The 23,362-nt window shown below is 43.8% G+C and carries 20 protein-coding genes; 12 read left to right on the top strand and 8 right to left on the bottom strand.

Features of this window, described 5'->3' with window-relative positions; translation table 11 throughout:
* Positions 1-711: 711 nt before the first annotated feature.
* Positions 712-1,128, top strand: a complete 417-nt coding sequence (gene gloA, locus AB6E51_RS08220; protein ID WP_004734046.1) for a lactoylglutathione lyase — start codon at positions 712-714, stop codon at positions 1,126-1,128.
* 199 nt (positions 1,129-1,327) lie between these two features.
* On the top strand, positions 1,328-1,762 hold the full coding sequence (locus AB6E51_RS08215) for a DUF2753 domain-containing protein (protein WP_004734047.1): 435 nt from the start codon (positions 1,328-1,330) through the stop codon (positions 1,760-1,762).
* A 95-nt stretch (positions 1,763-1,857) separates the two neighbouring features.
* On the opposite strand, the gene motY is transcribed toward AB6E51_RS08215, so the two are convergent.
* Positions 1,858-2,739: a flagellar protein MotY gene (gene motY / locus AB6E51_RS08210; RefSeq protein WP_017063457.1), complete on the bottom strand. Its 882-nt coding sequence runs from the start codon at positions 2,737-2,739 to the stop codon at positions 1,858-1,860.
* Between the two features lie 188 nt (positions 2,740-2,927).
* Here motY and rnt point away from each other — a divergent pair, with 188 nt between their 5' ends.
* Both rnt and AB6E51_RS08200 read left to right on the top strand, forming a co-directional pair.
* Complete coding sequence (gene rnt, locus AB6E51_RS08205) at positions 2,928-3,572, top strand: ribonuclease T (RefSeq protein WP_017061178.1); 645 nt, start codon at positions 2,928-2,930, stop codon at positions 3,570-3,572.
* 65 nt (positions 3,573-3,637) lie between these two features.
* Positions 3,638-4,963: a Na+/H+ antiporter family protein gene (locus tag AB6E51_RS08200; protein ID WP_029235135.1), complete on the top strand. Its 1,326-nt coding sequence runs from the start codon at positions 3,638-3,640 to the stop codon at positions 4,961-4,963.
* Between the two features lie 191 nt (positions 4,964-5,154).
* On the opposite strand, the gene AB6E51_RS08195 is transcribed toward AB6E51_RS08200, so the two are convergent.
* Positions 5,155-5,784: a DsbA family protein gene (locus AB6E51_RS08195; RefSeq protein WP_017061180.1), complete on the bottom strand. Its 630-nt coding sequence runs from the start codon at positions 5,782-5,784 to the stop codon at positions 5,155-5,157.
* A gap of 98 nt (positions 5,785-5,882) precedes the next feature.
* Positions 5,883-6,221, bottom strand: a complete 339-nt coding sequence (locus AB6E51_RS08190) for a Grx4 family monothiol glutaredoxin (RefSeq protein ID WP_004741702.1) — start codon at positions 6,219-6,221, stop codon at positions 5,883-5,885.
* Between the two features lie 269 nt (positions 6,222-6,490).
* Here AB6E51_RS08190 and sodB point away from each other — a divergent pair, with 269 nt between their 5' ends.
* The 3 genes from sodB (at position 6,491) to AB6E51_RS08175 (ending at position 8,788) form a co-directional block, all read left to right on the top strand.
* On the top strand, positions 6,491-7,075 hold the full coding sequence (sodB, locus tag AB6E51_RS08185; protein ID WP_004734050.1) for a superoxide dismutase [Fe]: 585 nt from the start codon (positions 6,491-6,493) through the stop codon (positions 7,073-7,075).
* A gap of 247 nt (positions 7,076-7,322) precedes the next feature.
* Positions 7,323-7,826, top strand: coding sequence for a VC2046/SO_2500 family protein (locus AB6E51_RS08180; protein WP_276202729.1), 504 nt, complete (start codon positions 7,323-7,325; stop codon positions 7,824-7,826).
* 278 nt (positions 7,827-8,104) lie between these two features.
* Entirely contained in the window at positions 8,105-8,788 is a 684-nt protein-coding gene (locus AB6E51_RS08175; RefSeq protein WP_372058197.1) for an SDR family oxidoreductase, read from the top strand.
* 186 nt (positions 8,789-8,974) lie between these two features.
* Here AB6E51_RS08175 and adhE read toward each other — a convergent pair whose 3' ends face one another.
* Complete coding sequence (adhE, locus tag AB6E51_RS08170; RefSeq protein WP_017061183.1) at positions 8,975-11,680, bottom strand: bifunctional acetaldehyde-CoA/alcohol dehydrogenase; 2,706 nt, start codon at positions 11,678-11,680, stop codon at positions 8,975-8,977.
* A 638-nt stretch (positions 11,681-12,318) separates the two neighbouring features.
* Here adhE and AB6E51_RS08165 point away from each other — a divergent pair.
* Both AB6E51_RS08165 and AB6E51_RS08160 read left to right on the top strand, forming a co-directional pair.
* On the top strand, positions 12,319-12,957 hold the full coding sequence (locus AB6E51_RS08165; RefSeq protein WP_004734056.1) for a YchE family NAAT transporter: 639 nt from the start codon (positions 12,319-12,321) through the stop codon (positions 12,955-12,957).
* A gap of 149 nt (positions 12,958-13,106) precedes the next feature.
* On the top strand, positions 13,107-13,949 hold the full coding sequence (locus tag AB6E51_RS08160) for an ion transporter (RefSeq protein WP_029235134.1): 843 nt from the start codon (positions 13,107-13,109) through the stop codon (positions 13,947-13,949).
* Between the two features lie 152 nt (positions 13,950-14,101).
* Here AB6E51_RS08160 and asd read toward each other — a convergent pair whose 3' ends face one another.
* Positions 14,102-15,220, bottom strand: coding sequence for an aspartate-semialdehyde dehydrogenase (gene asd / locus AB6E51_RS08155; protein WP_017061186.1), 1,119 nt, complete (start codon positions 15,218-15,220; stop codon positions 14,102-14,104).
* 500 nt (positions 15,221-15,720) lie between these two features.
* Between asd and nhaC the strand changes: the two genes are divergently transcribed.
* Complete coding sequence (gene nhaC / locus AB6E51_RS08150) at positions 15,721-17,157, top strand: Na+/H+ antiporter NhaC (RefSeq protein ID WP_372058198.1); 1,437 nt, start codon at positions 15,721-15,723, stop codon at positions 17,155-17,157.
* A 104-nt stretch (positions 17,158-17,261) separates the two neighbouring features.
* Here the strand turns inward: nhaC and AB6E51_RS08145 are convergent, their stop codons facing one another.
* The 3 genes from AB6E51_RS08145 to yejK form a co-directional block, all read right to left on the bottom strand.
* Positions 17,262-18,440 (bottom strand): chemotaxis protein, encoded by a 1,179-nt coding sequence (locus AB6E51_RS08145; RefSeq protein ID WP_372058199.1) that lies wholly within the window; start codon positions 18,438-18,440, stop codon positions 17,262-17,264.
* A gap of 76 nt (positions 18,441-18,516) precedes the next feature.
* Positions 18,517-19,917, bottom strand: a complete 1,401-nt coding sequence (locus AB6E51_RS08140) for an Hpt domain-containing protein (protein WP_372058200.1) — start codon at positions 19,915-19,917, stop codon at positions 18,517-18,519.
* Positions 19,918-20,022: 105 nt separating this feature from the next.
* Positions 20,023-21,027, bottom strand: a complete 1,005-nt coding sequence (yejK, locus tag AB6E51_RS08135) for a nucleoid-associated protein YejK (protein WP_017061190.1) — start codon at positions 21,025-21,027, stop codon at positions 20,023-20,025.
* 84 nt (positions 21,028-21,111) lie between these two features.
* On the opposite strand from yejK, the gene AB6E51_RS08130 reads away from it, so the two are divergent.
* Together AB6E51_RS08130 and AB6E51_RS08125 are read left to right on the top strand one after the other, a co-directional pair.
* On the top strand, positions 21,112-21,339 hold the full coding sequence (locus AB6E51_RS08130) for a YejL family protein (protein WP_004734063.1): 228 nt from the start codon (positions 21,112-21,114) through the stop codon (positions 21,337-21,339).
* A 28-nt stretch (positions 21,340-21,367) separates the two neighbouring features.
* Complete coding sequence (locus AB6E51_RS08125) at positions 21,368-23,176, top strand: DUF3413 domain-containing protein (protein WP_372058201.1); 1,809 nt, start codon at positions 21,368-21,370, stop codon at positions 23,174-23,176.
* The last annotated feature ends 186 nt before the right edge of the window (positions 23,177-23,362 follow it).

Genomic DNA, 23,362 nt, shown 5'->3' with positions numbered 1-23,362 from the left:
TATTCTTATGTGATAGAAAAATCGCACAAATCAAAAGTGAATATTTAGTCGATTTGGTGCGTTTGAAAAACTATATAGTAAGGATTGTCTATTTAGCAAAGATCGCAAAAGATACACTTGATACACACTTGACAACTACTTTGAAAACACAACCACATCAAACATCAAACATAAAACAAACAATACAAGCCCAAACTATTGTTTAAAAAAGATAAGCACAAAAAATAGACACCCTTTGCACTTTCGTAAAAACCATTGGTTATCGGCGTATTTTATCGAAAATTCCTTAATAACGAAGTAAAACATCGGAATAACCTTTCTATAAACAGGGAGATGTTGACGTAATCATAAATTGATAAAATGGAAAGTTAGATGCCAATTTTAAAAACGAAAGGAAATCAGCAACAAGATGGAGATATAAGTCACAATTCAACAACCAAGGCCATTCTTGGCCATTACAAAAAAGACCAACACTCAAACTTACTATTTATGCAAAACTGCGAATTAAGCGCTAGTGACTGACAAATTAATAAGGCCGTCGCTCTTTAATTTCTTGTAATACAAATAAGAAAAAAGGTAGAGGGGGAGAGTAGGATAGATGATGAGAATAAGAAAATATGACCAAACTCATCATCTCTTTGGTGTTGCTTATGAGCTTGCTCATATATAGTGCTATAAAAGAAACAACCAATAACAAGCTAGGAGCAAATCATGTCAAACGGTCGTATTTTACACACCATGCTACGCGTGGGTGATCTAGACAAGTCTATCGAGTTCTACACCAATGTAATGGGCATGCAGCTATTACGTAAGAACGAAAACAAAGAGTACGAATACACACTGGCTTTCGTTGGCTTTGGCGACGAATCTCAAGGCGCAGTGATTGAGCTGACTTACAACTGGGGCACCACGGAATACGATCTTGGCTCTGCTTTTGGTCACGTTGCTATCGGTGTTGATGACATCTACACAACGTGTGATGCGATTAAAGCAGCTGGCGGCAACGTAACGCGAGAAGCGGGTCCGGTTAAAGGCGGCTCTACACACATTGCGTTCGTGAAAGATCCTGATGGCTACATGATTGAGCTGATTCAGAACAAACAAGCAAGCGCAGGTCTAGAAGGTTAATTCCTTAACCTCTTTGAGAAGTTGAGTTTGAACGCCTGATGAAATAAAAAAGAAGCGAGCACTATGCTCGCTTCTTTTTTATCACTCTCACCATAATCGATATTCTTTACCAATTATTCTTAACAATCTCATTGATGAAACTTTACATGATAATGATTATCATTTAAATTAACCACCTATTGATTAGTGAGGTAATACAATGATTAGCGAATGGGAAAAACACACGTTACTTGCCGATACTGCATTGCAGCTCGACGATCCTGTACGAAGTATTCTTCATTATCAGCAGGCTTTGAACTTAAGTGAAGAAATTACAGAACGCACCGATATTCAAGCCGATGAGCGGTTACTGATTTCGGTGATTTCTTGCCACAATCTTGCTCAATTCTGGCGTTGGGCTGGCGACACTGAATACGAGCTCAAGTATCTTCAACTGGCTTCTGAAAAGGTACTCACACTGATCCCTCAGTGCCCTAATACTCAATGTTCAAGCTTTATCGATTCTATTGGTTGCTGTAAGAAAGCGCTGATCGATTTCATGAAACGCCACCCAAACCCTAAAATTGCCTCTATGGTGGAGAAGATCGATACCGCGACCAACTGTGAAATGATCGCCCGCTTCCGCTTGAACTAAACAAGTTACGTCCAAACAACGACTCCAAATCTAAAACATAAAAAAGCCCGTCATCAAGACGGGCTTTGTCATTTCAAAACAAGCTATTGTTTAGCTTAAACCTGTGTACGACCTAAAGAGATCACAACACGTCGGTTCTTGTCTTTACCAATTGGCGAGTTATTGTCTGCAATCGGACGACGCTTACCATAGCCTTGTACTTGAATACGATCTTCTGGCAAGCCTAGAGATTTGAAGTACTCTCTTAACGATTCCGCTCTGCGCTCTGAAAGGTTTTGGCTAATCCCTTTGCTGTCGACAGAGTCGGTGTACGTTGCCACCAGCACAAGGTCGATGTCTTGATTATAGCGAACGTAATCAGCAATCTGGCTCAGCCTTTTACGCGACGATTTATTCAGCTGATCGCTGTTGCGGTCGTAATGCAAAATAGTGAAAGAGATATCTTCAAAGCTGTAAGGCAGCAGATTAGCAACACAGTCACTGAACACATTGTATTTTTCTTGGAACAACACCGACGACAACGACACTTCGATACGTTGATCTCGGCTCTGCCACTCTTGGTAGCTGAATGTCGGATAACGCCCTTTCTCCAACTCACTCAAGATGCCCCAAGCTGTTTGACCGCCGACATAGCCGTCAAATTGCTGGAAGAACTTAATGGTTGTCATACGATCAGCACTTTCACCCGGACGCCAAGGTGGCGGCATAGAGATCAAGCTTACATTGCGCGTCGCACCCATTGGACGGCGCATTTTAAGCTCAAAGTCCAAAATGATTTTTTTACTCGCGCGAGATGAGAACTCAGCATCACCAAAGTTTGGAATTGGGTGAACCAAGCGACATTCAAGTGGCGTGTTGGCTACCATCTCCCATGTCGACTGTTGAGGAGATGCTCCGTAACGCTTTTCTTGTGCCATGACCGATGACGACACAAGTAGCGAAAATAGCATTGAACCTGTTATGAGTTGTTTCTTCATAAAGTGGAGTATCTCTTAAGCAATTCGTTTAACAATGCAGCCAATTGCCGCATTTTTCTCTCACGTTTAAATATGCAATTATCAAGCCGTAATGGATTGGGTAATTTAAGATTTATTGCCCTTCCCTAGTTTTTATCACTGCTATTATCTGCAATAATGCAGCCTTAATCACACTTATTTGGGCTAACATGACTGTAGAAAACGAAGCTCTGACCCTAAAAAAACGCTTTCGCGGCTATTTTCCAGTGGTCATCGACGTGGAAACCGCAGGGTTTAACGCTGAAACCGATGCATTATTAGAAATCTGTGCCATTACATTAAAAATGGATGAGAACGGAGATCTGCACCCTGCATCAACGCTTCATTTTCACATTGAGCCTTTTGAAGGCGCAAATATAGAGCAGGCAGCATTAGACTTTAACGGAATTAAAGACCCATTTAGCCCATTACGTGGTGCTGTGTCGGAACAAGAAGCCCTTAAAGAAATCTACAAGCTAGTGAGAAAAGAACAAAAAGCTTCAGATTGCAGTCGCGCAATCATGGTTGCTCACAACGCTACATTCGATTTGAACTTCGTTAATGCGGCAAGTGAGCGCTGTAAGCTTAAACGCGTCCCTTTCCATCCATTTGCTACTTTTGACACTGCAGCTCTTAGTGGTCTTGCCTACGGTCAAACCGTTTTGGCTAAAGCTTGCCGCACTGCAGGGATGGAATTTGACAACAAAGAAGCACACTCTGCTTTGTATGATACGCAAAAAACCACAGAGTTATTTTGCGGCATTGTAAACAAATGGAAAGCCCTTGGTGGTTGGCCTCTTGTTGACGAAGAATAAAAAATAGAGTCGGTAAACGTTTTTTCGTATTGCCTTCATAAAAAACACAACATCCCGAGAATAATATGAATCCTGTTGTAATTTCAGTTTGCATCATGCTTGTTTTAGCTTTGATGCGCGTAAACGTAGTCGTTGCTCTGACGTTCAGTGCAATTATCGGTGGCGTAGCCTCTGGTATGAGCTTGAACGACGCAGTCGCGGCTTTCGAAAGTGGATTAGGCGGCGGTGCAACGATTGCACTTAGCTACGCTATGCTTGGTACATTCGCTGTTGCTATCTCACGTTCTGGTATCACAGATCTCCTTGCTCAAAGTGTTATCAAACGCATTCACGGCAAAGAGAACAGTGCGGCATCGACTGGTCTTAAATACGGCATGCTTGCGTCGTTGATCTTAGTGACCATGTCTTCGCAAAACGTGATTCCAGTACATATCGCCTTCATCCCAATCTTAATCCCACCTCTACTAGGCGTATTCGCAAAAATGAACCTAGACCGCCGTCTAGTTGCGTGTGTACTTACTTTTGGTCTGATTACACCTTACATGGTGCTACCGATTGGTTTTGGTGGCATCTTCCTAAACAACATTCTGCTTAAAAACCTTCACGACAATGGTCTTGAAAACGTAGTAGCAAGCCAAGTGCCAATGGCGATGTTGTTACCCGCTGCGGGCATGATCTTCGGTCTTCTTACTGCAGTATTCTTTACTTACCGTAAGCCTCGCCAATACAAAGAAACCTCTCACACTGTTGTTTCAACAGAAGTGAAAGAGATCAACAAGAAGCACATCCTAGTAGCAGCAGCTGGTATCGTAGCAGCGCTAACAGTTCAACTATCGACTGGCTCTATGATCATCGGTGCTCTAGCGGGTTTCATGGTATTTACCTTCGGTGGCGTTATTGCTTGGAAAGAGACACAAGATGTCTTCACCAAGGGCGTTCACATGATGGCAATGATCGGTTTCATCATGATTGCAGCAGCAGGTTTCGCGGCAGTTATGAAGCAAACAGGTGGCGTTGAATCTTTGGTTGAAGCACTTTCAACAAGCATCGGCGACAACAAGCCTCTAGCAGCACTACTTATGCTAATTGTTGGTCTATTGGTTACTATGGGCATTGGTTCTTCGTTCTCTACGATTCCAATCCTTGCAACTATCTACGTTCCACTAGCAGCAGCATTTGGCTTCTCGCCAATGGCAACAATCGCTCTAGTAGGTACAGCTGCTGCACTTGGTGATGCGGGCTCTCCGGCTTCTGACTCAACATTAGGTCCAACGTCTGGTCTAAATGCTGATGGTCAACACGAGCACGTATGGGAAACCGTAGTACCGACGTTCCTGCACTACAACATCCCACTGATCGTATTCGGTTGGATTGCAGCCATGGTTCTGTAATTAGGTTCTGTAGTTAAACAGTCCTACGCTCACTTTTATAAAGACCGCCTCGTGCGGTCTTTTTTGTCTCTGAGATTCATTCTACTCTTCCTTCCGCTCACTCTCATTGAACTAGCGACACCAAACAAAAAAGGCTTACTCTGATGAGTAAGCCTTAGAAATCATTGCGAATACAGATGACTCTCGCTGAATTACGCAGCGGGAGCATTACTCACTAAAATTTCGCGAATAGACTTAAGCGTCGCTTCCGTTGAATGATAATCCAATTCAACTTCACTAAAGATGCCGTTCACTTCAAGCATTAAGGTCGGGTAAGAAAATACACCCATCGCTTCTTTAAAGCCTAGCTGGTCATCTAACTCACTTTCCAATAACTTGCTAGAAAGGTCATTTTCAAACTGTTGAACATTCATACCTAGCTCTTCAGCCAACTGCAAATGTGTGTCTTGGCTATGTGGCAACATCGCACGAAGGTAGTAAGCATGTTGAATCGCTTCAAGCATCGCTTCGTAGTGGTCTTGAAAACCTGCAGCAATCACGGCACGGCACGCAGGGTAAGTACTGCGAACAGGTTGGCACTCTGTCCAAAAATCATGGTTAAACTCAGTACCCAACTTAGCTTCGATCTGCTTCCAAATCGCTTGCAGCTTGCCTTTCATCTCTTCTGACATTGGCTCATCAGAATCCGGGGCCAAACCACCCACTACATAGTTAAACTCAATGCTCGCAGGCAATTGTTGTTTCAATAACTCAAGTGTTGGCTTGTAACCCCAACACCAGCTGCACATTGGATCATGCACATAATGAAGTTTTACGTTCATTGTTCATTCCTTATCGAGTCAATGATTCGATCAATTCAAACAAAAAAGGAGCCTGATTAAGGCCCCTCATTTTAACTATTCAGCGCAAAGGCTAGAACTTATTCAGCGTCATCGCCAGCAACTTTAGCCGCTGCTTCTTTGATGATTGGCTGAAGTTCGCCTTTTTGGAACATCTCAAGAATGATGTCACAACCACCGATTAGCTCACCTTCAACCCAAAGTTGTGGGAAAGTTGGCCACTGTGCGTAAGCAGGAAGCTCTGCACGGATATCAGGGTTTTGTAGGATATCTACGTAAGCAAATTTTTCGCCACATGCCATTAGAGCTTGAGACGCTTGAGAAGAGAAACCACAGCTAGGTAGCTTAGGAGAACCTTTCATGTACAGTAGAATAGTGTTTTCTTCAATTTGCTGTTTGATTTTATCGATAGTTTCCATTGCTTCCTCGTTAATGGATTACGGCTTTTATTGCCTTTATTCTACCCCAAACTAAAAGAATAAAAACCATATAAAAAAAGCGGTTAACAAGCTAAGCTAACAATTCACACAAAAGTAATGAAATAAGCTTTTAATAAAGTAAAAACTTGCTAAACTATATCGCAAGTCAGCAAATTGACCATGGTTGGCAGTATAGCGAGCCATGAATAATAATATCACTGGAAGCAATCGAAAGAGTTAACTCTTTCATATCAATGGAGAATTGAGCAATGGCATTTGAACTACCGGCTCTTCCTTACGCGAAAGACGCGCTAGAACCACACATCTCAGCAGAAACGCTAGATTTCCACCACGGTAAGCACCACAACACTTACGTTGTTAAGCTAAACGGCCTTATCCCAGGTACTGAGTTTGAAGGCAAAACACTAGAAGAGATCGTTAAGACTTCTACTGGTGGTGTTTTCAATAACGCTGCTCAAATCTGGAACCACACGTTCTACTGGCACTGTCTTGCTCCTAAAGCGGGCGGCGAACCAACTGGCGCTGTTGCAGAAGCTATCAACGCTGCATTCGGTTCTTTCGAAGAATTCAAAGCGAAATTCACTGATTCAGCAATCAACAACTTCGGTTCTTCTTGGACTTGGTTAGTTAAGAAAGCTGACGGTTCTCTAGACATCGTTAACACTTCTAACGCTGCTACTCCTCTAACAGAAGAAGGTGTTACTCCACTTCTAACTGTTGACCTATGGGAACACGCTTACTACATCGATTTCCGCAATGTTCGCCCTGACTACATGGCTGCATTCTGGAACCTAGTAAACTGGTCTTTCGTAGAAGAGAACCTAGCTAAGTAATTATTGCTTACGCTGCGCTATTTATAGCGAGTTATCTATTGAAAGCTCATGCCTCGGCGTGAGCTTTTTTGTATCTGTCGTGTTCCACAAAATCTAAACATTTCGTAATAAACCCGCCAATAGCGCTTACTTCTCGAACTATTGATAGCCTTCTTCCCAACCCTACATAAATTCTCTATTTACCTGTAATTAAACACTAAAGTTTGCCGACTCCATGCCGTTAAAGGTGTATCCAATGAGAGGCGACATGCAAATACATACTTTAGACAAAGCAGGAATCATCAACGAACTGAAGTTCGGCATCGGGATCAGCCAAGCGGTTGAGCAAGGTCGCCGTGCAGATTTCGCGTTGCTGTTATCTATGTTTTCTAATGATGTCCGTGATTGCACGCCAATTGACACCATTGAAATCACAGAGACAAATGAAGATCGCCTGCGCAAACAATTTGGCGTAGCAGAACCTCAACAACTGCGTTCAAACCAGTCTTCATATGAGATTTCAGCTCAGCAATCGAATCATTTTCATCAAGCTAGCCTTGCCAGCGCCAAACTCAGCCATTACTTGAAACCTGAAGCGCTTGCCTTCATGCCTGAAGATACAGCCGACTTACCCGAAGAGGTTTACCAAAACCTTTCTGGTCATGACCGACGCAAACTCGCAAACAAGCATTTACCTGATTTGCCACATGCCACGCTCTACAATGAGCTAACCACCGCGCAACGTCGGTATCAAATTCAAGCTCAAGTATAGCGATCACCTACCTTTCCCTTTTTCGCTGTCTATCCATAGCTCTTCTTCGACTAACTCGCACACTTCAAAGTATTCACACGAATGATATGAACCACTAGCCTTAGGCAACCTAAAAACACCTGATGTCGGTTACCGCTTGGAGTTACTACAAAATGTGACGTGCCACTAAGTTCATAAAAACTTATTAATTGGCACACCTTAGTTTGAACCAATTCACACCCGTTGTATAAATTTTAACCCATCCTTATCCGACATGGACGATTTGTTTAGGTACTGGGATGGAAATAAAAAGCTCAATCATATTGGTGACATCTGCCGGCTCGCTACTGGGGGGGGCGATTGCGAACCACTTTGTTAACCTTGGAGCCACCGTCATCCTTTGTGATAAAGACACGGAAGCACTTAAAGCGACGTATCTACAGTGTGCCCGGTTTTCTGACTCTGTTTACCACTACACGCTCAAAGGCAATGACAGCCAAGAGATTCTCAGCGTATATGATTTTATTCAAACCACCTTCAACACGACACCCGATGTGCTGGTCAATAACTGGATAAGCTCCCCAATGCCTAGCCTAATTGGCGATCAGCCTGTGAGCAGCTTTATTAATGATCTCTCATCGATGGCATCGACCCTGTTCGCATTTGGGCAAATCAGTGCTGAGAGATTGCGAGAGGAAGATAAGGAAGGCGTGATTGTGAATGTGATATCTCATGATGACTTTCACGATGTGTCTGGCTTAGAGAGCGCAAACTCAATGATCACTGGCTTTACCCATAGTTGGGCGAAAGAGCTGACTCCCTTTGGCATTCGAGTCGGTGGCGTTGTTCCCGCCGTTCATAACTCCGATGGCAAGCTCAACCGATGTCACTGGGCGCAGCTGCAAGACGAGCTGACCAGAACAACCGAATACATTGTCTCGAATGACTACTTCAGTGGGCGAGTTGTCGCGGCAGAGGTTTAACTCCCTATTCCAATTGAACATGACTGGCTCAGCTCATATTAAGTAGCAGAGCTATTGCCTCTCAATCCGTTTTACAAACGAACCAAACATAAAAAAAGCCCCAGTCTCTCGACTGGGGCTTTCATCTTTTCCCGATAGATAAGTATCGTGCTAGCGAAAACTTATCTCAAAACTAATGCTTACTTATTATGCGTTAGCTTTTTCTTTTTTAGCTTTTGGCGCTTTCGCTTCAGCTGGCTTTTGGTCTGCTTTCTTAAGGATAACTGTAGTACCTTCGAAAGTTTCGCCTTCAACGTATGGTTGGCCGAAGTAAGAAGTTGTTAGAACTTCTTTTAGCTCAGTGATTAGAGGGTAACGTGGGTTAGCACCTGTACACTGGTCATCGAACGCTTCAACAGCTAGCTCGTCTAGTTTAGCGATGAAGTCAGACTCGTTAACACCCGCAGCTTGGATAGATAGTGGGATGTCTAGGTCAACTTTAAGCTCTTCTAACCAAGTCAGTAGACGTTCAATCTTCTGAGCTGTACGGTCACCAGCTTGGCTTAGGCCTAGGTGGTCAGCAACTTCAGCGTAACGACGACGTGCTTGTGGACGGTCGTACTGAGAGAATGCAGTCTGCTTAGTTGGGTTATCGTTCGCGTTGTAACGTACAACGTTTGAGATAAGTAGTGCGTTAGCAAGACCGTGTGGTAGGTGGAACTCAGCACCAATTTTGTGAGCCATTGAGTGACACACACCTAGGAATGCGTTCGCAAATGCTACACCAGCGATAGTTGCTGCGTTGTGTACTTTCTCACGAGCTATTGGGTCAGCCGCACCATTTTTGTAGCTTGATGGTAGGTATTCTTTAAGCATCTTAAGAGCTTGAAGAGCTTGACCGTCTGAGTACTCGTTCGCTAGAACAGATACGTAAGCTTCAAGAGCGTGAGTTACTGCATCGTAACCACCGAACGCTGTTAGAGACTTAGGCATGTTCATTACTAGGTTCGCATCAACGATAGCCATGTTTGGCGTGATTTCGTAATCAGCTAGTGGGTATTTAGCACCAGTCTTGTCGTCAGTAACAACAGCGAATGGAGTAACCTCTGAACCTGTACCTGAAGTTGTAGTGATACATACAAGCTCAGCTTTTTGACCCATTTTAGGGAACTTGTAGATACGTTTACGGATGTCCATAAAGCGCATTGCTAGTTCTTCGAAGTGAGTTTCTGGGTGCTCGTACATAACCCACATGATCTTAGCAGCATCCATTGGAGAACCGCCACCTAGAGCAAGGATTACGTCAGGTTGGAAGCTCTTCATTGCTTCAGCGCCTTTCTCAACAACAGATAGCGTTGGATCCGCTTCTACGTCGAAGAAAGTTTGAACTTCGATGCCTTGTGCTTTAAGCAAGCTAACTACGTCATCTGCGTAACCGTTGTTGAATAGGAAACGGTCAGTTACTAGGAATGCGCGTTTCTTACCTTCTAGGTCGCTCATTGCGATTGGAAGGCTACCACGACGGAAGTAGATAGACTTAGGTAGTTTGTGCCACAACATGTTTTCAGCTCGCTTCGCTACAGTTTTCTTGTTGATAAGGTGCTTAGGACCTACGTTCTCAGAGATAGAGTTACCACCCCATGAACCACAACCTAGAGTTAGAGAAGGTGCAACGTTGAAGTTGTACAGGTCACCGATACCACCGTGAGTAGTCGGGATGTTGATTAGGATACGAGCAGTCTTCATCTTATCACCGAAGTAACGGATGCGGTCTGCGTTAGTATCTTGGTTAGTGTAAAGACCAGATGTGTGACCGATACCACCGATTTCAACCATAGTTACCGCTTGAGCAACTGCGTCTTCGAAGTCATCTGCGCGGAATAGACCTAGAGTTGGAGATAGTTTCTCGTGAGCGAATTCGTCATCGTAAGAAACTTTACCAAGACCTTCACCTACAAGTACTTTTGTATCAGCAGGAACTTTAACACCAGCCATTTCAGCGATTGCTGGAGCAGGTTGACCTACGATTTTAGCGTTTAGGTTGCCGTCGATAAGCAGAACTTTACGTACTTTATCAGCGTCAGCTTTAGATAGAACGTGAGCTTTGTGAGAAGCGAAACGCTCTTTAACTTCGTCATATACTTCGCTAACTACGATTGCAGCTTGCTCAGAAGCACATACTACGCCGTTATCGAAAGTCTTAGACATAAGGATAGATGCTACAGCACGTTTGATGTCAGCTGTTTCATCGATAACGACAGGAACGTTACCAGCACCAACACCGATAGCAGGCTTACCAGAAGAGTATGCTGCTTTAACCATGCCTGGACCACCAGTAGCAAGGATAAGTGCGATACCGTCGTGCTTCATAAGCGCATTAGAAAGCTCTACAGATGGTTGGTCGATCCAACCGATGATGTCTCGTGGAGCACCAGCTGCAACAGCTGCGTCTAGAACTAGTTTCGCTGCGTCGTTAGTTGAGTTCTTTGCACGTGGGTGTGGCGAGAAGATGATGCCGTTACGTGTCTTAAGAGAAATTAGAGATTTGAAGATTGCTGTAGAAGTTGGGTTCGTTGTTGGAACGATACCACAGATGATACCTACAGGCTCAGCGATAGTCATTGTGCCTAGGTTGTCATCTTCTTCTAAGATGCCACATGTTTTTTCGTCTTTGTATTTGTTGTAGATAAATTCAGATGCAAAGTGGTTTTTGATAACCTTATCTTCAACAATACCCATTCCAGATTCAGCAACTGCTTGTTGAGCAAGTGGAATACGAGCGTGGTTAGCAGCAAGAGAAGCTGCGCGGAAGATTGCATCTACTTTCTCTTGAGAGAATGTTGCAAACTCTTCTTGTGCTGCTTTAACGCGAGCTACTAGAGCATCAAGTTCCGCTAAGTTAGTTACAGGCATGGTGGATCTCCTAAAATAATAAATATTAAAAACTTTTTATTAAACTCGCTGCTTGCCGTTAACCTTAAACACCAACGTTCTTAGTAAATTGCTTTCAGGGCTGAGTATATTATTTCACTGTGTGAAAAAAATTGACCCAGATCAGTTACCCAAAAAGAATTAACCAGAAAGTAGTAAGGCAATCGCAAAAATGAACTTAAGAGCATGATTTATATAGATTAAACTCACACTTTTCGTTCGCAAAAAAAACAAGCAAACAGACAACTTTTTTCTACATAGCGTAATAAACTGTAAAAAAGTTTCATTTTTAGTCCGTTAAATTACATGTATACAGCTATATTCGTGCTACTGAGAGTATATCCATACCGTTGTACGGGCTAGATTCTGACATAATTTTTATTAATTTCGTGCGTCGGTTAACAGTTACTCAATAATAAATTACAAAATTAAACACTACCAACTAGCTTGCAACAGGCTTAAAACAAAAGTGAGATTCAATTAGTTTTTCTAAAAAGAATCACCCATTTCAAGTTAGTTTTTTTCATTCGCGTAAATCGAGTTTGTCCCTTACATTACGCGCCTAAACTATTCACAGATCAACCCTTCAACCTTAAGTACGCTAACTGGAGATCGCTCTCATGCAAGGCTTAGAACTCGCAATTTTTATGCAATTCTTCCTTGGGCTTGTTGCTGCCGTAAACCCAATCGGCATCATGCCTGTTTTTGTTTCTCTTACTGCTCATATGCCGCCAGAAGAGAGGAACAGGACAGCCTTACAAGCAAACATTGCTGTTGCCGTGATCCTCATTGTCTCTCTTGTTGCGGGGCAAATGCTGCTTGATATGTTTAGTATCTCGCTGGACTCATTCCGTGTTGCAGGTGGTTTACTATTACTGAGCATCGCATTTTCGATGATGAGCGGTAAGCTCGGTGAAGATAAGCAGAACAAACAAGAGAAGTCTGAATACATCAGCAAAGAGCAGATCGGCGTTGTTCCACTTGCTATGCCGCTAATGGCAGGCCCAGGTGCAATCAGCTCGACCATTGTTTATGGTTCTCGCTACCCTGCTGCTATTGATACGGTCGGCATCGGCATTAGCATCATCGCATTCGCAACGTGCTCTTGGCTTTTGTTCCGTTCAGCGCCGGTTATCGTTCGCTTTTTAGGTCAAACGGGTATCAACGTGATCACTCGTATCATGGGTCTGATTCTTGGCGCATTGGGCATCGAGTTCATCGCCAATGGCCTACGTAATCTGTTCCCAGGCTTGGCATAACGTTTAACAACATTTCGGTTGCTCTATAAAGGGCAACAATATTGAAATATAGATGAGGCGAGTAAAGCAATTGGGCTTTCACTCGCCTCGTTATTATGAAGCTTGTATAATGACTGTTAATGCATTTAACAGAAGACGAACCTCTCCTTATGTCACGCAAGCCACTCAAGCATCATTTGTACGTCATTATCTTTGGTACTCACACGCCAGCCGGACGTGCATTTGATATAACTCTGATCGTTGCAATCTTGGCTTCGCTGTTGGTTCTGATCTTAGAATCCATCCCTAATGTGATGACCGAATGGTCACAACAGCTGCGTTATATCGAATACACCTTCACTGCACTCTTCACTCTTGAGTATTTGTTAAGGCTCTATTGCTCCCCAAAGCCAAAATCTTACGCCACCAGTTTTTATGGTGTCGTTGACCTATTGGCGATTCTTCCGACCTACCTAGCAATCATCTTCCCAGGCGCTTCATTTATGGGTGTGGTGAGACTGCTGCGTGTGATGCGTATCTTCCGAATTCTAAAGCTGGTTCGCTACCTGCAAGATTCCAATATTCTGTTGCGCTCACTATTAATGGCACGACGAAAGATACTGATCTTCTTTAGCACCGTCGGCATCTTGGTGGTTATCTTTGGCGCCTTGATCTTTGTTATTGAAGGTCCTGACAATGGCTTCACCAGTATTCCTCACAGTATCTATTGGGCCATCGTGACTATCACTACGGTAGGTTATGGTGACATGGTGCCGCAGACCGCGCTTGGTAAAGCCATAGCATCACTGACCATGCTATTGGGTTACTCTATCTTAGCAGTGCCAACCGGGATCATTACTGCAGAACTCAGTAATGAGATGAACTCGCACAAAGAATTGGTTAAGTGCCCGAACTGTAACCGAGCGGGTCATGATTCAGACGCCATGTATTGCAAGCACTGTGCTAGCGAATTAGCGGATCCAGACAAGCGTGTCGTCACCGACGAGAAATAAAAGCAGACACGAGATTCGAGTAGCGAGATGCGAAGAGATTTAAGGGCAGTTTCGAGGGCCGAATAACGAGGTAGCAATAAACTAAAAAGGGTTGACGTTTGTCGTCAACCCTTTCGGTTTATCAGCTAATAGAATTTAAGCAATCTTGCCTATTACGATTTCTCAGCAAGGATAATGCGTAGAGTACGACGTAGTGGTTCTGCAGCACCCCAAAGTAGTTGGTCACCAACCGTGAAGGCGTTTAGGAAGTCGTTACCCATCGACATCTTACGCAGACGACCGACAGGTACAGACATTGTGCCTGTTACTTTCGCTGGTGTTAGCTCCTGTGCCGTGATGTCGCGGTCATTAGGAATCACTTTAACCCAATCATTGTGCGTTGCGATGATCTCTTCGATCTCGTCCATTGGCACGTCTTGCTTAAGCTTGATCGTTAGTGCTTGAGCGTGACAACGCATTGCACCGATTCGTACACAAGTACCATCAATTGGGATTGGCTGACCATCTAGACCAAGAATCTTGTTCGCTTCAACACCGGCTTTCCACTCTTCTTTACTCTGACCGTTTTCACGCTTCACATCGATCCAAGGAATCAGTGAGCCTGCAAGCGGAGCACCAAATTGGTCTGTTGGGAATGAAGATGAACGAATCGTATCAGCCACTTTCTTATCGATATCAAGAATTGAGCTTGAAGGGTTTGCTAACTCAGAACTTACGCTGTCGTTGATCACACCCATTTGTGAGATCAGCTCACGCATGTTCTTAGCACCCGCACCAGAAGCTGCTTGGTAAGTCATGGCACTCATCCACTCAACCATGCCTTTCTCGTACAGACCACCTAGAGCCATAAGCATTAAGCTCACAGTACAGTTACCGCCAACGAACGTGTTGGTGCCGCTGTGAATGCCTTGCTGGATTTGAGCCAAGTTAACAGGATCAAGAGTGATGATTGAGTCAGCATCCATACGCAGAGTAGATGCTGCATCAATCCAGTAACCTTTCCAACCTGCTTGACGCAGTGCTGGGTATACTTTTGATGTGTAATCGCCGCCTTGACAGGTAATCACAGCATCAAGCTGTTTTAGGCTATCAATATCAAAAGCGTCTTGAAGTAGACCCGCATCTTTACCACCTAAAACAGGGGCAGGAATACCAATCTGAGATGTGCTGTAATAAACAGGCTCAATCAAGTCGAAGTCTTTCTCTTCAACCATACGTTGCATCAGTACAGAACCAACCATACCGCGCCAACCAACTAGACCTACTCTCATCGCTCACTCTCCATGTATAAATTAAAAATTGCTCTCCCCCATCTATAAGTTTTTCAGAAACAGAACTCAAGTGCTTTTTGTCAAAAAGTGTAACTTTTTCGTTTCTTTTAAGTGAACGTAATGAATCGTGCAGTTATCTCTGTATCGACATTCCATCTCCACCTCATTGATTAAGCGTCCATTATCGTCAAATTCAAACATTTACATCGCCAAAGTCGATTCAATCGACGCTCATCACAAACAGTAAATCCCTCTTTTAAACCAAGGTTAATCAGAGTTTTATTTTACAAAACGAAAACAACGTGCGACAGATTTCAACATGTAACAATCATGAATTTAACAAAAATTTAGATTATGAAACCACAATTGATTGAATTAACAGTCAAATATCACAACTTTGGCGTATTTTTTCGATATAATAAACTAATTACTGTAGTGTCCGTTTTGCACCACACACTATAACGAAGCACTATAAATGCTCGAAATCACAAGAGGCTTTTATGAAGCAGAGTAAAACTCGCCTACCGAACCTATTGCAGGTATTCATCGCGTTAGGACTATTTCTATCCCTTGCTTTTTCCTTTACTGCAAAGCTTGACCTTCCAATTCAACTTGCCTTGTATATTGGCTGGTTCATTATCATGGTTCTTGGTATTCGTCTTGGACACCAATACAAAGACTTAGAAAAAGCAGCACTCAAAGGAATATCCAATGGCTTAGGCGCGGTTTTAATACTTTTAGCCGTTGGCGCTCTTGTTGGTACTTGGATCTCAGGCGGGATCGTACCTACTATCATTTACTATGGTCTGAAAGCTATCCACCCTTCTATCTTCCTTTTAGCGACCATGATCATCTGTTCTCTAACTGCATTGGCGACCGGTACTTCTTGGGGTGCTGCGGGTACAGCAGGTATCGCGATGATGGGTATCGGCCAAGGCCTAGGTGTTCCAGCACCGATTACTGCAGGTGCCGTGCTGTCAGGCTGTTACTTCGGTGACAAGATGTCTCCTCTTTCTGATTCAGTGATTCTGGCTTCTTCAATGTCTGGTGTTGAAGTGGTTGAACACATCAAAGGCATGCTTCCAGTTGCGTTAATCAGCTACGTGATTACAGGCATCATGTTTACTGCGTTTGGTTTCCACTACGCGGGCAACGTTGACATGAGCCAAGTAGACTCTGTAATCAAAGCGATGGAAGTTCAGTTCTACATCACGCCTTACTCATTCGTTCCGGTACTTATCGTGCTTGGTCTGTTGGCTTGCCGTATGCCTTCATTCCCGGTCATCAGTTTTGGTTCTCTGCTGGGTATTATCTGGGCAGTCATGATCCAAGATATCGACTTCCTAACGGCATTCAACACTGCTTGGGCACCGTTCTCAATCTCATCTGGCGTAGAGTTTATTGATTCGATTCTTAACCGTGGCGGCATGTCTTCAATGCTAGGTTCAGTTGCGGTTATCGTATTTGGTCTAGGTTTCGGTGGCTTACTGGATAAAGTGGGCGTACTAGAGACAATCGCTAAGGTGTTTGAGCGCCGCGTAAACAGCGCAGGCTCACTAGCGACGAGCACAATTGGTACGGCCTTCATGGGTAACGTGTTCGGTTCTGCAATGTACGTATCGTTAATCCTTACACCAAAAATCTGTGCGAAAAACTACGACCGTTTAGGCTACAAGCGTAAGAACCTATCTCGTAATGCTGAGTTTGGTGGCACGCTAACGTCGGGTATGGTTCCCTGGAGTGATAACGGTATCTACATGGCGAGTATTCTTGGTGTTGCGACGCTGTCTTACGCACCCTTCATGTGGTTAAGCTTCATCTGTATCATCGTGACTATCGTGACATCTTACATGGGTTGGTTCGTTGATAAGTGTGAACCAACAGCACCAGCGTTTGAAGCTGAAGAAGCGACCGAGTTAAGCAAGCAACAAGCTTAAGTTCAGGAGCTAACGCTTTCGAACGTAACTCAAAACGTTAATGGATAAATGCAAAAAGAGCGCCCTAGAGCGCTCTTTTTTGATCTGCTGATTTACTTATTTATCTATTTATTGGCGGTTCGTTTACCCAACCAGTAACCGATGCCTAACGGTGCAAAGAACACTACTAAGATAAACAGGATGAAGTAGATAATCACACCTTTGATTAACTCCATTAGCTTATCAATCGCCAGTACCACCACCTCTTGAGAGACGCGATCAAGGTCTTGCGTGAACAGTTCTCTTTCTGAAGTCACAATGCCGGCAATCTCGATGCGCTCTTTCGCAATCATCTCTACTAGAGCTTCTCTCTCACGTGTCACCATTTTTTCTAATGCCACACGTTCATCACTCAGCATCGCTAATTTTTGGTCGGTTTTATCACTGAGGTCGTTGAGCAATGGTTGCATTTCTGTCGACATAATAGAAGCCAGTGTTTGCATGTACTCCGGATTGTTCTCAATGAAGTCTTGCATGCTTGCTGATGTTTGACGAAGGCTTTCCAGCGTCATCGATAGGTCTTCACCCGTTAGTGAGCTATTCAATGCAACCAACTCCGCCTTCCACGACATCAGTTTTGGTGTCTGGTCAGCCATAAGGCTTAAACGATCAGATGCGTCACTCATTGCTTCTGGCATGGTGCCTAAGCTCTGGACGATTTGCGATTCGTCTTTACCAAGGTAATTTAGCCATTCACGGTAAGCAGGTGTGCTTCTGAATGTGAGGTCTTTAAATGGGTGGCTAGCAGAAAACTGCGCAACGAACGCTTTGCTGTTTTTGAAATCACTGGAGCTCAACACACCCTTTGCCAGCTTCTCGGCTTCTTGATCAAGAAAACGAGCTGTCTCTACTGCATTATCCGTCACGAACAGATCCGCGCCGTCGCCTTGGCTATAAAACTGATTCATTTGAGCAGTGAAAACCCACGAATCAATTAACGCAGACATAGGGGAAGTTTGGTAAGCCGCTTGTTGTAAACCCTGCTCTGCATGGATCTTCCAAAGCAACACATAAGATTGATGTAAGGTGTCATCAGCAGGGTAAGATTGCGCGATGAGATCGGCTGAGTCTTCTACTCGTGTAAAGAACATCTTGGCGTATTCACGCGTCATGATCCGAGCATTTAACTCTTGTTGAGTGAGAGGCGTCGTTTGACTATCTAACTTAACTTCTAAGAGAGAACAACCACTTAGCACAATGCTAAGCACCAACACCATCCAACTTCGACTCGAAACTCGTAACATATAAACCTCTGACAAAGACTAAGGGCGCGGATTGTATGAGCGCTTCGTCAGAGTATTGTCAAAAATCCTGTAAAAGTTAACGCTGACTGTCTAAATATTCATGAGCAGAATCCACAGAGGCTTTTATGGCCTTCTCTAATTCAGCTAAATCATGTTCACTGATCGCTCTGGACTGCTTCATTGTCATTTCAATACTTGCGGCAATGATGGCTAATCGAGACGCTTTAATACTGCCAGCCACACCTTTTAAGCTATGTACAATGCGAGCAGCGGTGGTTTCATCTTTGGTCAGCAAAGACTTAAACTTCTCGTAGTCACCTGCGTGGTCTTGTACAAACACACCAAGCAAGAGTTCGACAGACTCAGCGTCACCATCGAGCGTTTCTAACATGTCTTCAATATCAATCGCAGGCTTTGAATCTGTGACACTGGCAACGTGTTTCTCGACTACTGGTGCCTGCTCAGAGGCTTGCTGAATAGAGTCTTGTACAACGGGTTGGCTTGTAACGTTAACGCTCTGCATAGGTTGAGAGGCGGAAGACTGGCGCGTTGGCCTGTTCTCGGATACATAAGCGTCACTATCTGCTTGTTTCACTGCTGAGGAAACAACATCGCTATAAGAAGCGTCTTCCTTACTTGAATTAATTTCTAGTTCAGAGCTGAGTTCTTGGTCTGCTTCTTTCATCGTTTTTGTGGACCTAACGCCCCAAAACACTATCCCGCTCATCGCCACCAAGCTTAAGCCTAGCATCACCAACAATAGGTTGAATTGACGATCATGGAACTCAGCTTCGAGTTTTATGATCTGTTCATTTACTGAGTTTTTCTTAATCTTATCAACCAAATAGTTAAGCTGAGCGTAATCACTCAACAATGCTGACGCATCAGCCAGTAGTTGTTGGAGTGCATCTTGTTCTTCGTTTTCTAAGGAATAAGATTTTTCTAGAATGGAATCAAAGGCGCGATAAGTCGCTGACGAACTTTGATTTTCAGAATACATGGCTTCAAATACCACAACACCGAATTCGTTGAGGAGCGGTTTTAGCTGAGGGGAAAGCTCTTTATCAGCACGCAAGATCTTAATGTTATCAACGATGTCTTGAACTTGGCTTTCTATTGGAATGAACTCATCGAACTTTTCTAGGAACTGATCAGCTACGTACAACAGTTGGTTGACATCAGGACGAAACAAGGCGTGTTGGAAATCAGATTCAATCTGCAGTCGGATCGAATAAACCAACTGAGCATCGAGTGCGAGCTCATTGATACGAGAGACTCGAAGCGGTTCTGAGAAATAAAGCGATTGCCTCAATTCGTTGACTCGAATACCGAGCTCTTCGATTTGAGCTAGAGAATTGGTGTAGGAACGGCTTAGATTAAGAAGAGCCAATGAAGGAAGTAACCACAGAGCCAAGAGCACAACCAAAAAGGTGGCTGGTTTTTTAAAGCGTTTGGGCTTTGCTACTGATTGTTCCATCTATATTCCTTGTGCGTGTTAACTTGAAGCCATGACCGTAGCTAAAAGATTAAGCACAAAATAAGCGACAACGTCCTGCTGCCGCTTTTATCCGTTAACTTCTGACTATGACTTATTGCGAGTCAGTTGGTCACGTAAGTTCGGTGGAGTGCCTTTAATCGTTAGCGTGTCTGTCTCCGGATCGTAAAAGATACGTTCGCCTAGAAGCAGACTATCAAAACTAACATTCAAACCGCCACCAGCACCAACAAATTTTGTTAGTTTACGCATAGTTGCGCGATCGGCTGGGAAGCTGTCTTCTAACTCGTAGCCTTGCTCACTAGTATAGTCAAAGAAGCTTGTGCCATCTGTGCTTGCTGGCAACTCACCAGAAAGTTCACGAACTTGTACTTCATCGCCCGCTTTAAGCTGCTCGTTACAGTAATCCGCAACCTGCTTTTTGTAGCTGATCGCTTCTTCTTTCTCTAATTTAGAGTCAGAAACGAAGTCTTCTACCGCTTGCATCAGTACTTGGTTCTGCTGTTTCGCATCCAAACCGACTTCAGCTTGTAAGAAATCTAAGAAGAAATCCGCGACTTTACGGCCAACACGTCCTTTAATATAAGTTAAGTAACGGTTTGACTCTTTATCAGTCTCATAAGTAGAAAGGTCTAGGCGAGCCGCGATATCCATTTTTGAGATATCAAGGTAGTCAGTCGCACTAATATCAAGCCCTTCAGTTACCTTTAGGCTTTGGTTTGAAGGCAATAAACCAATGAAAAGGTAATCTGTTGCAAGTGACTGATATTCAGCCATTACCAAGATACCTTCGTCAGCGAATGGGTACTTTGATAGTTCGTCTTTTAGACGTTGCGCACTCTTTTGAGAAAAATCGTAAAAGTTTGTCTCACCAGCACGAAGTTGATGCAACCACTGCTGGAATTCGCTGTCAGATTTGAAAGAACCAAACCCTTTGCCTGCTTTTGAATTAAAAACACGGTGAAGTTCAGCAACTAGGCTTTCAGATGAAGCATCGTTTTCTAGAGATTCAGCACGATAGTTAACAATCAGCTCATCCTGATCGTTCTTGCTCAGCTGGTGTAAAATTACGTTGGAAAGGTGAAGGCTCATAGTGAAAATATTACCGTTCAGGTTTCAGTTGTCGTGCATAGTAGGTTATCATAAGCCGCTTTTACTATCATTATTAGAGTCCTTATGCCGATTATATCTAAATACACAGATGATCAAGTTGAAAAAATCCTAGCTGAAGTAGGTGCTGTACTAACTAAGCACAAAGCTTCGCCAGAACTTTCACTGATGATCGCTGGAAATATCGCAACCAATGTCTTAAATCAGAATGTTGCTGCTTCACAACGCAAAGGAATTGCTGAAAAATTTGCCGAGGCTTTAATTTCTTCTCTTGAAGATAAAAAGTCTCACTAAATTTGATTGACGGATAAAAGAATTATAAATGGTAGACAGCGCAAACTCATATAGCGATCGTGTATCTCGACTGGTTGGTTGGGGTCACTGGTTTGCATTTTTCAACATCATTGCTGCGATGTTGATTGGTACTCGTTATATTACTCAATCTGCTTGGCCAGAAACCTTGCTAGGCCAATTCTATTTGGCTGCATCGTGGGTTGGTCATTTTGGCTTTTTAGTGTTCGCGCTCTATCTATTAGTGCTGTTCCCGCTCACTTTTATTCTTCCGTCGAGGAAGTTATTACGTTTGGTTGCCGTTATCTTCGCGACCATAGGTTTAACTGTCCTACTGATTGATACCCAAACGTATCAAAATATAAACCTCCACCTGACGCCTGTCGTGTGGGAGGTTTTATTCAGTGGAGAGGAATCTGCATTCACGTCTGATTTGCAGCACCTCTTCATTGTTATGCCGCTTATCTTCTTACTACAGCTTGGTCTGTCTGAGTGGGTTTGGCGTAAGCAGCGTAAACTGTCTCATAAACACATTGGCCGTCCGATTACTGCCGTCTTCTTCTTGTGTTTCATCAGCAGCCACTTGACCTACATGTGGGCTGATGCGTACTTCTATAACCCAATTACTAGCCAGAAAGCGAACTTCCCACTGTCTTATCCAATGACAGCGAAAAGCTTTATGGAAAAACATGGCCTATTAGACCGTGAAGAGTACCTTGAGCGTTTAGAAGCGAACAAAGAGAACGTAAACCTAGTTAGCTACCCGCTAGAAAAAATTCAATACAACCGCCGCAGTGATGATCTTAATATCCTGATGGTGAGTGTGAACAACCTTCGCTCTGACGCACTTAATGCGACGGCGATGCCAAACAGCTATGCCTACGCGCAACAGTCGATCAACTTCACCAACCACTACAGTTCAAGTAACGATATGTTCGGTATTTTTGGCTTGTTCTACGGCCTACCGAGCAGCTACGCAAGCAGCATTGAAGCTCAGGGGTCAAGCGCAGTATTGCTCGATGTTTTAGAGAATCACGATTACAAGTTCGCTGCTTTCAGTGGCGACAACTTTAGCGATGCACTTTACTCGGATATTATCTTCCGAGGCCGTGATGTGATGCCAGAGCAAGCAACTTATGATGACCAGAGTGCCATAAAAGCTTGGTCTAACTGGATTCAATCACCGCAAGCTAAACGCCCTTGGTTTAACTTTATTGAATTAACCACACTGGATAACTTCGCCAGCTACGATTCAAGTTCAGAGTCGGACTCTACGCTAACGACAGCAGAGCGTTTTGCAGCAGACTATCAAAAGTCGGCGACAGCGGCCGATGCTCAGCTAGCAACTATCTACGCTGAACTGGAACGCTTAGAGCTTGCCGATAACACGGTGGTTATCATTACCTCTAACCACGGTACTGAGTTTAACGAAACCAAAACCAACAGCTGGGGTGCAAACTCCAACTACAGTCGTTATCAGTTACAAGTACCACTGTTTATCAGCTGGCCTGGCAAGTCTGCTTCTGAATACATCCACCGTTCTAGTCATCTAGACGTGTCAGTAACACTGATGCAAGAGCTATTGGGTGTATCTTCGAACCCAACAGATTTCAGTAGTGGTCGCAGCCTGTTTAATGAACGTAACAGAAAGTGGATTCTCGCGGGCGACTCTCGTGAACTTGCTCTTGTTACTGACCAGCAAACAACGGTGTTGGATAAATTTGGTAACTACAAATTGTACGACCAAAATTACAAGCGCCTGAAAAACGTAAGCCCTCGCTTACCTGTGTTGATGCAAGGCCTGACAGAGCTACAGCGTTTCTACACAAAAAATGACTAAATAATCAGCAAACAGCAAAGGGAAGCCAATGGCTTCCCTTTTTTATTGCCGTGAATGATTAGAAAACAAGCAACAAAACAAAATTATGAAAATTAAGGGTTTACAAGATCCTCCACCCCTTATATTATTCACGCCACTGGAGGGATGGCTGAGTGGTCGAAAGCACCGGTCTTGAAAACCGGCAAC

It is taken from the genome of Vibrio sp. 10N.247.311.47, assembly GCF_041467535.1.
GTDB lineage: Bacteria > Pseudomonadota > Gammaproteobacteria > Enterobacterales > Vibrionaceae > Vibrio > Vibrio crassostreae_C.
This window is presented reverse-complemented; position numbering and strand designations above follow the sequence as displayed.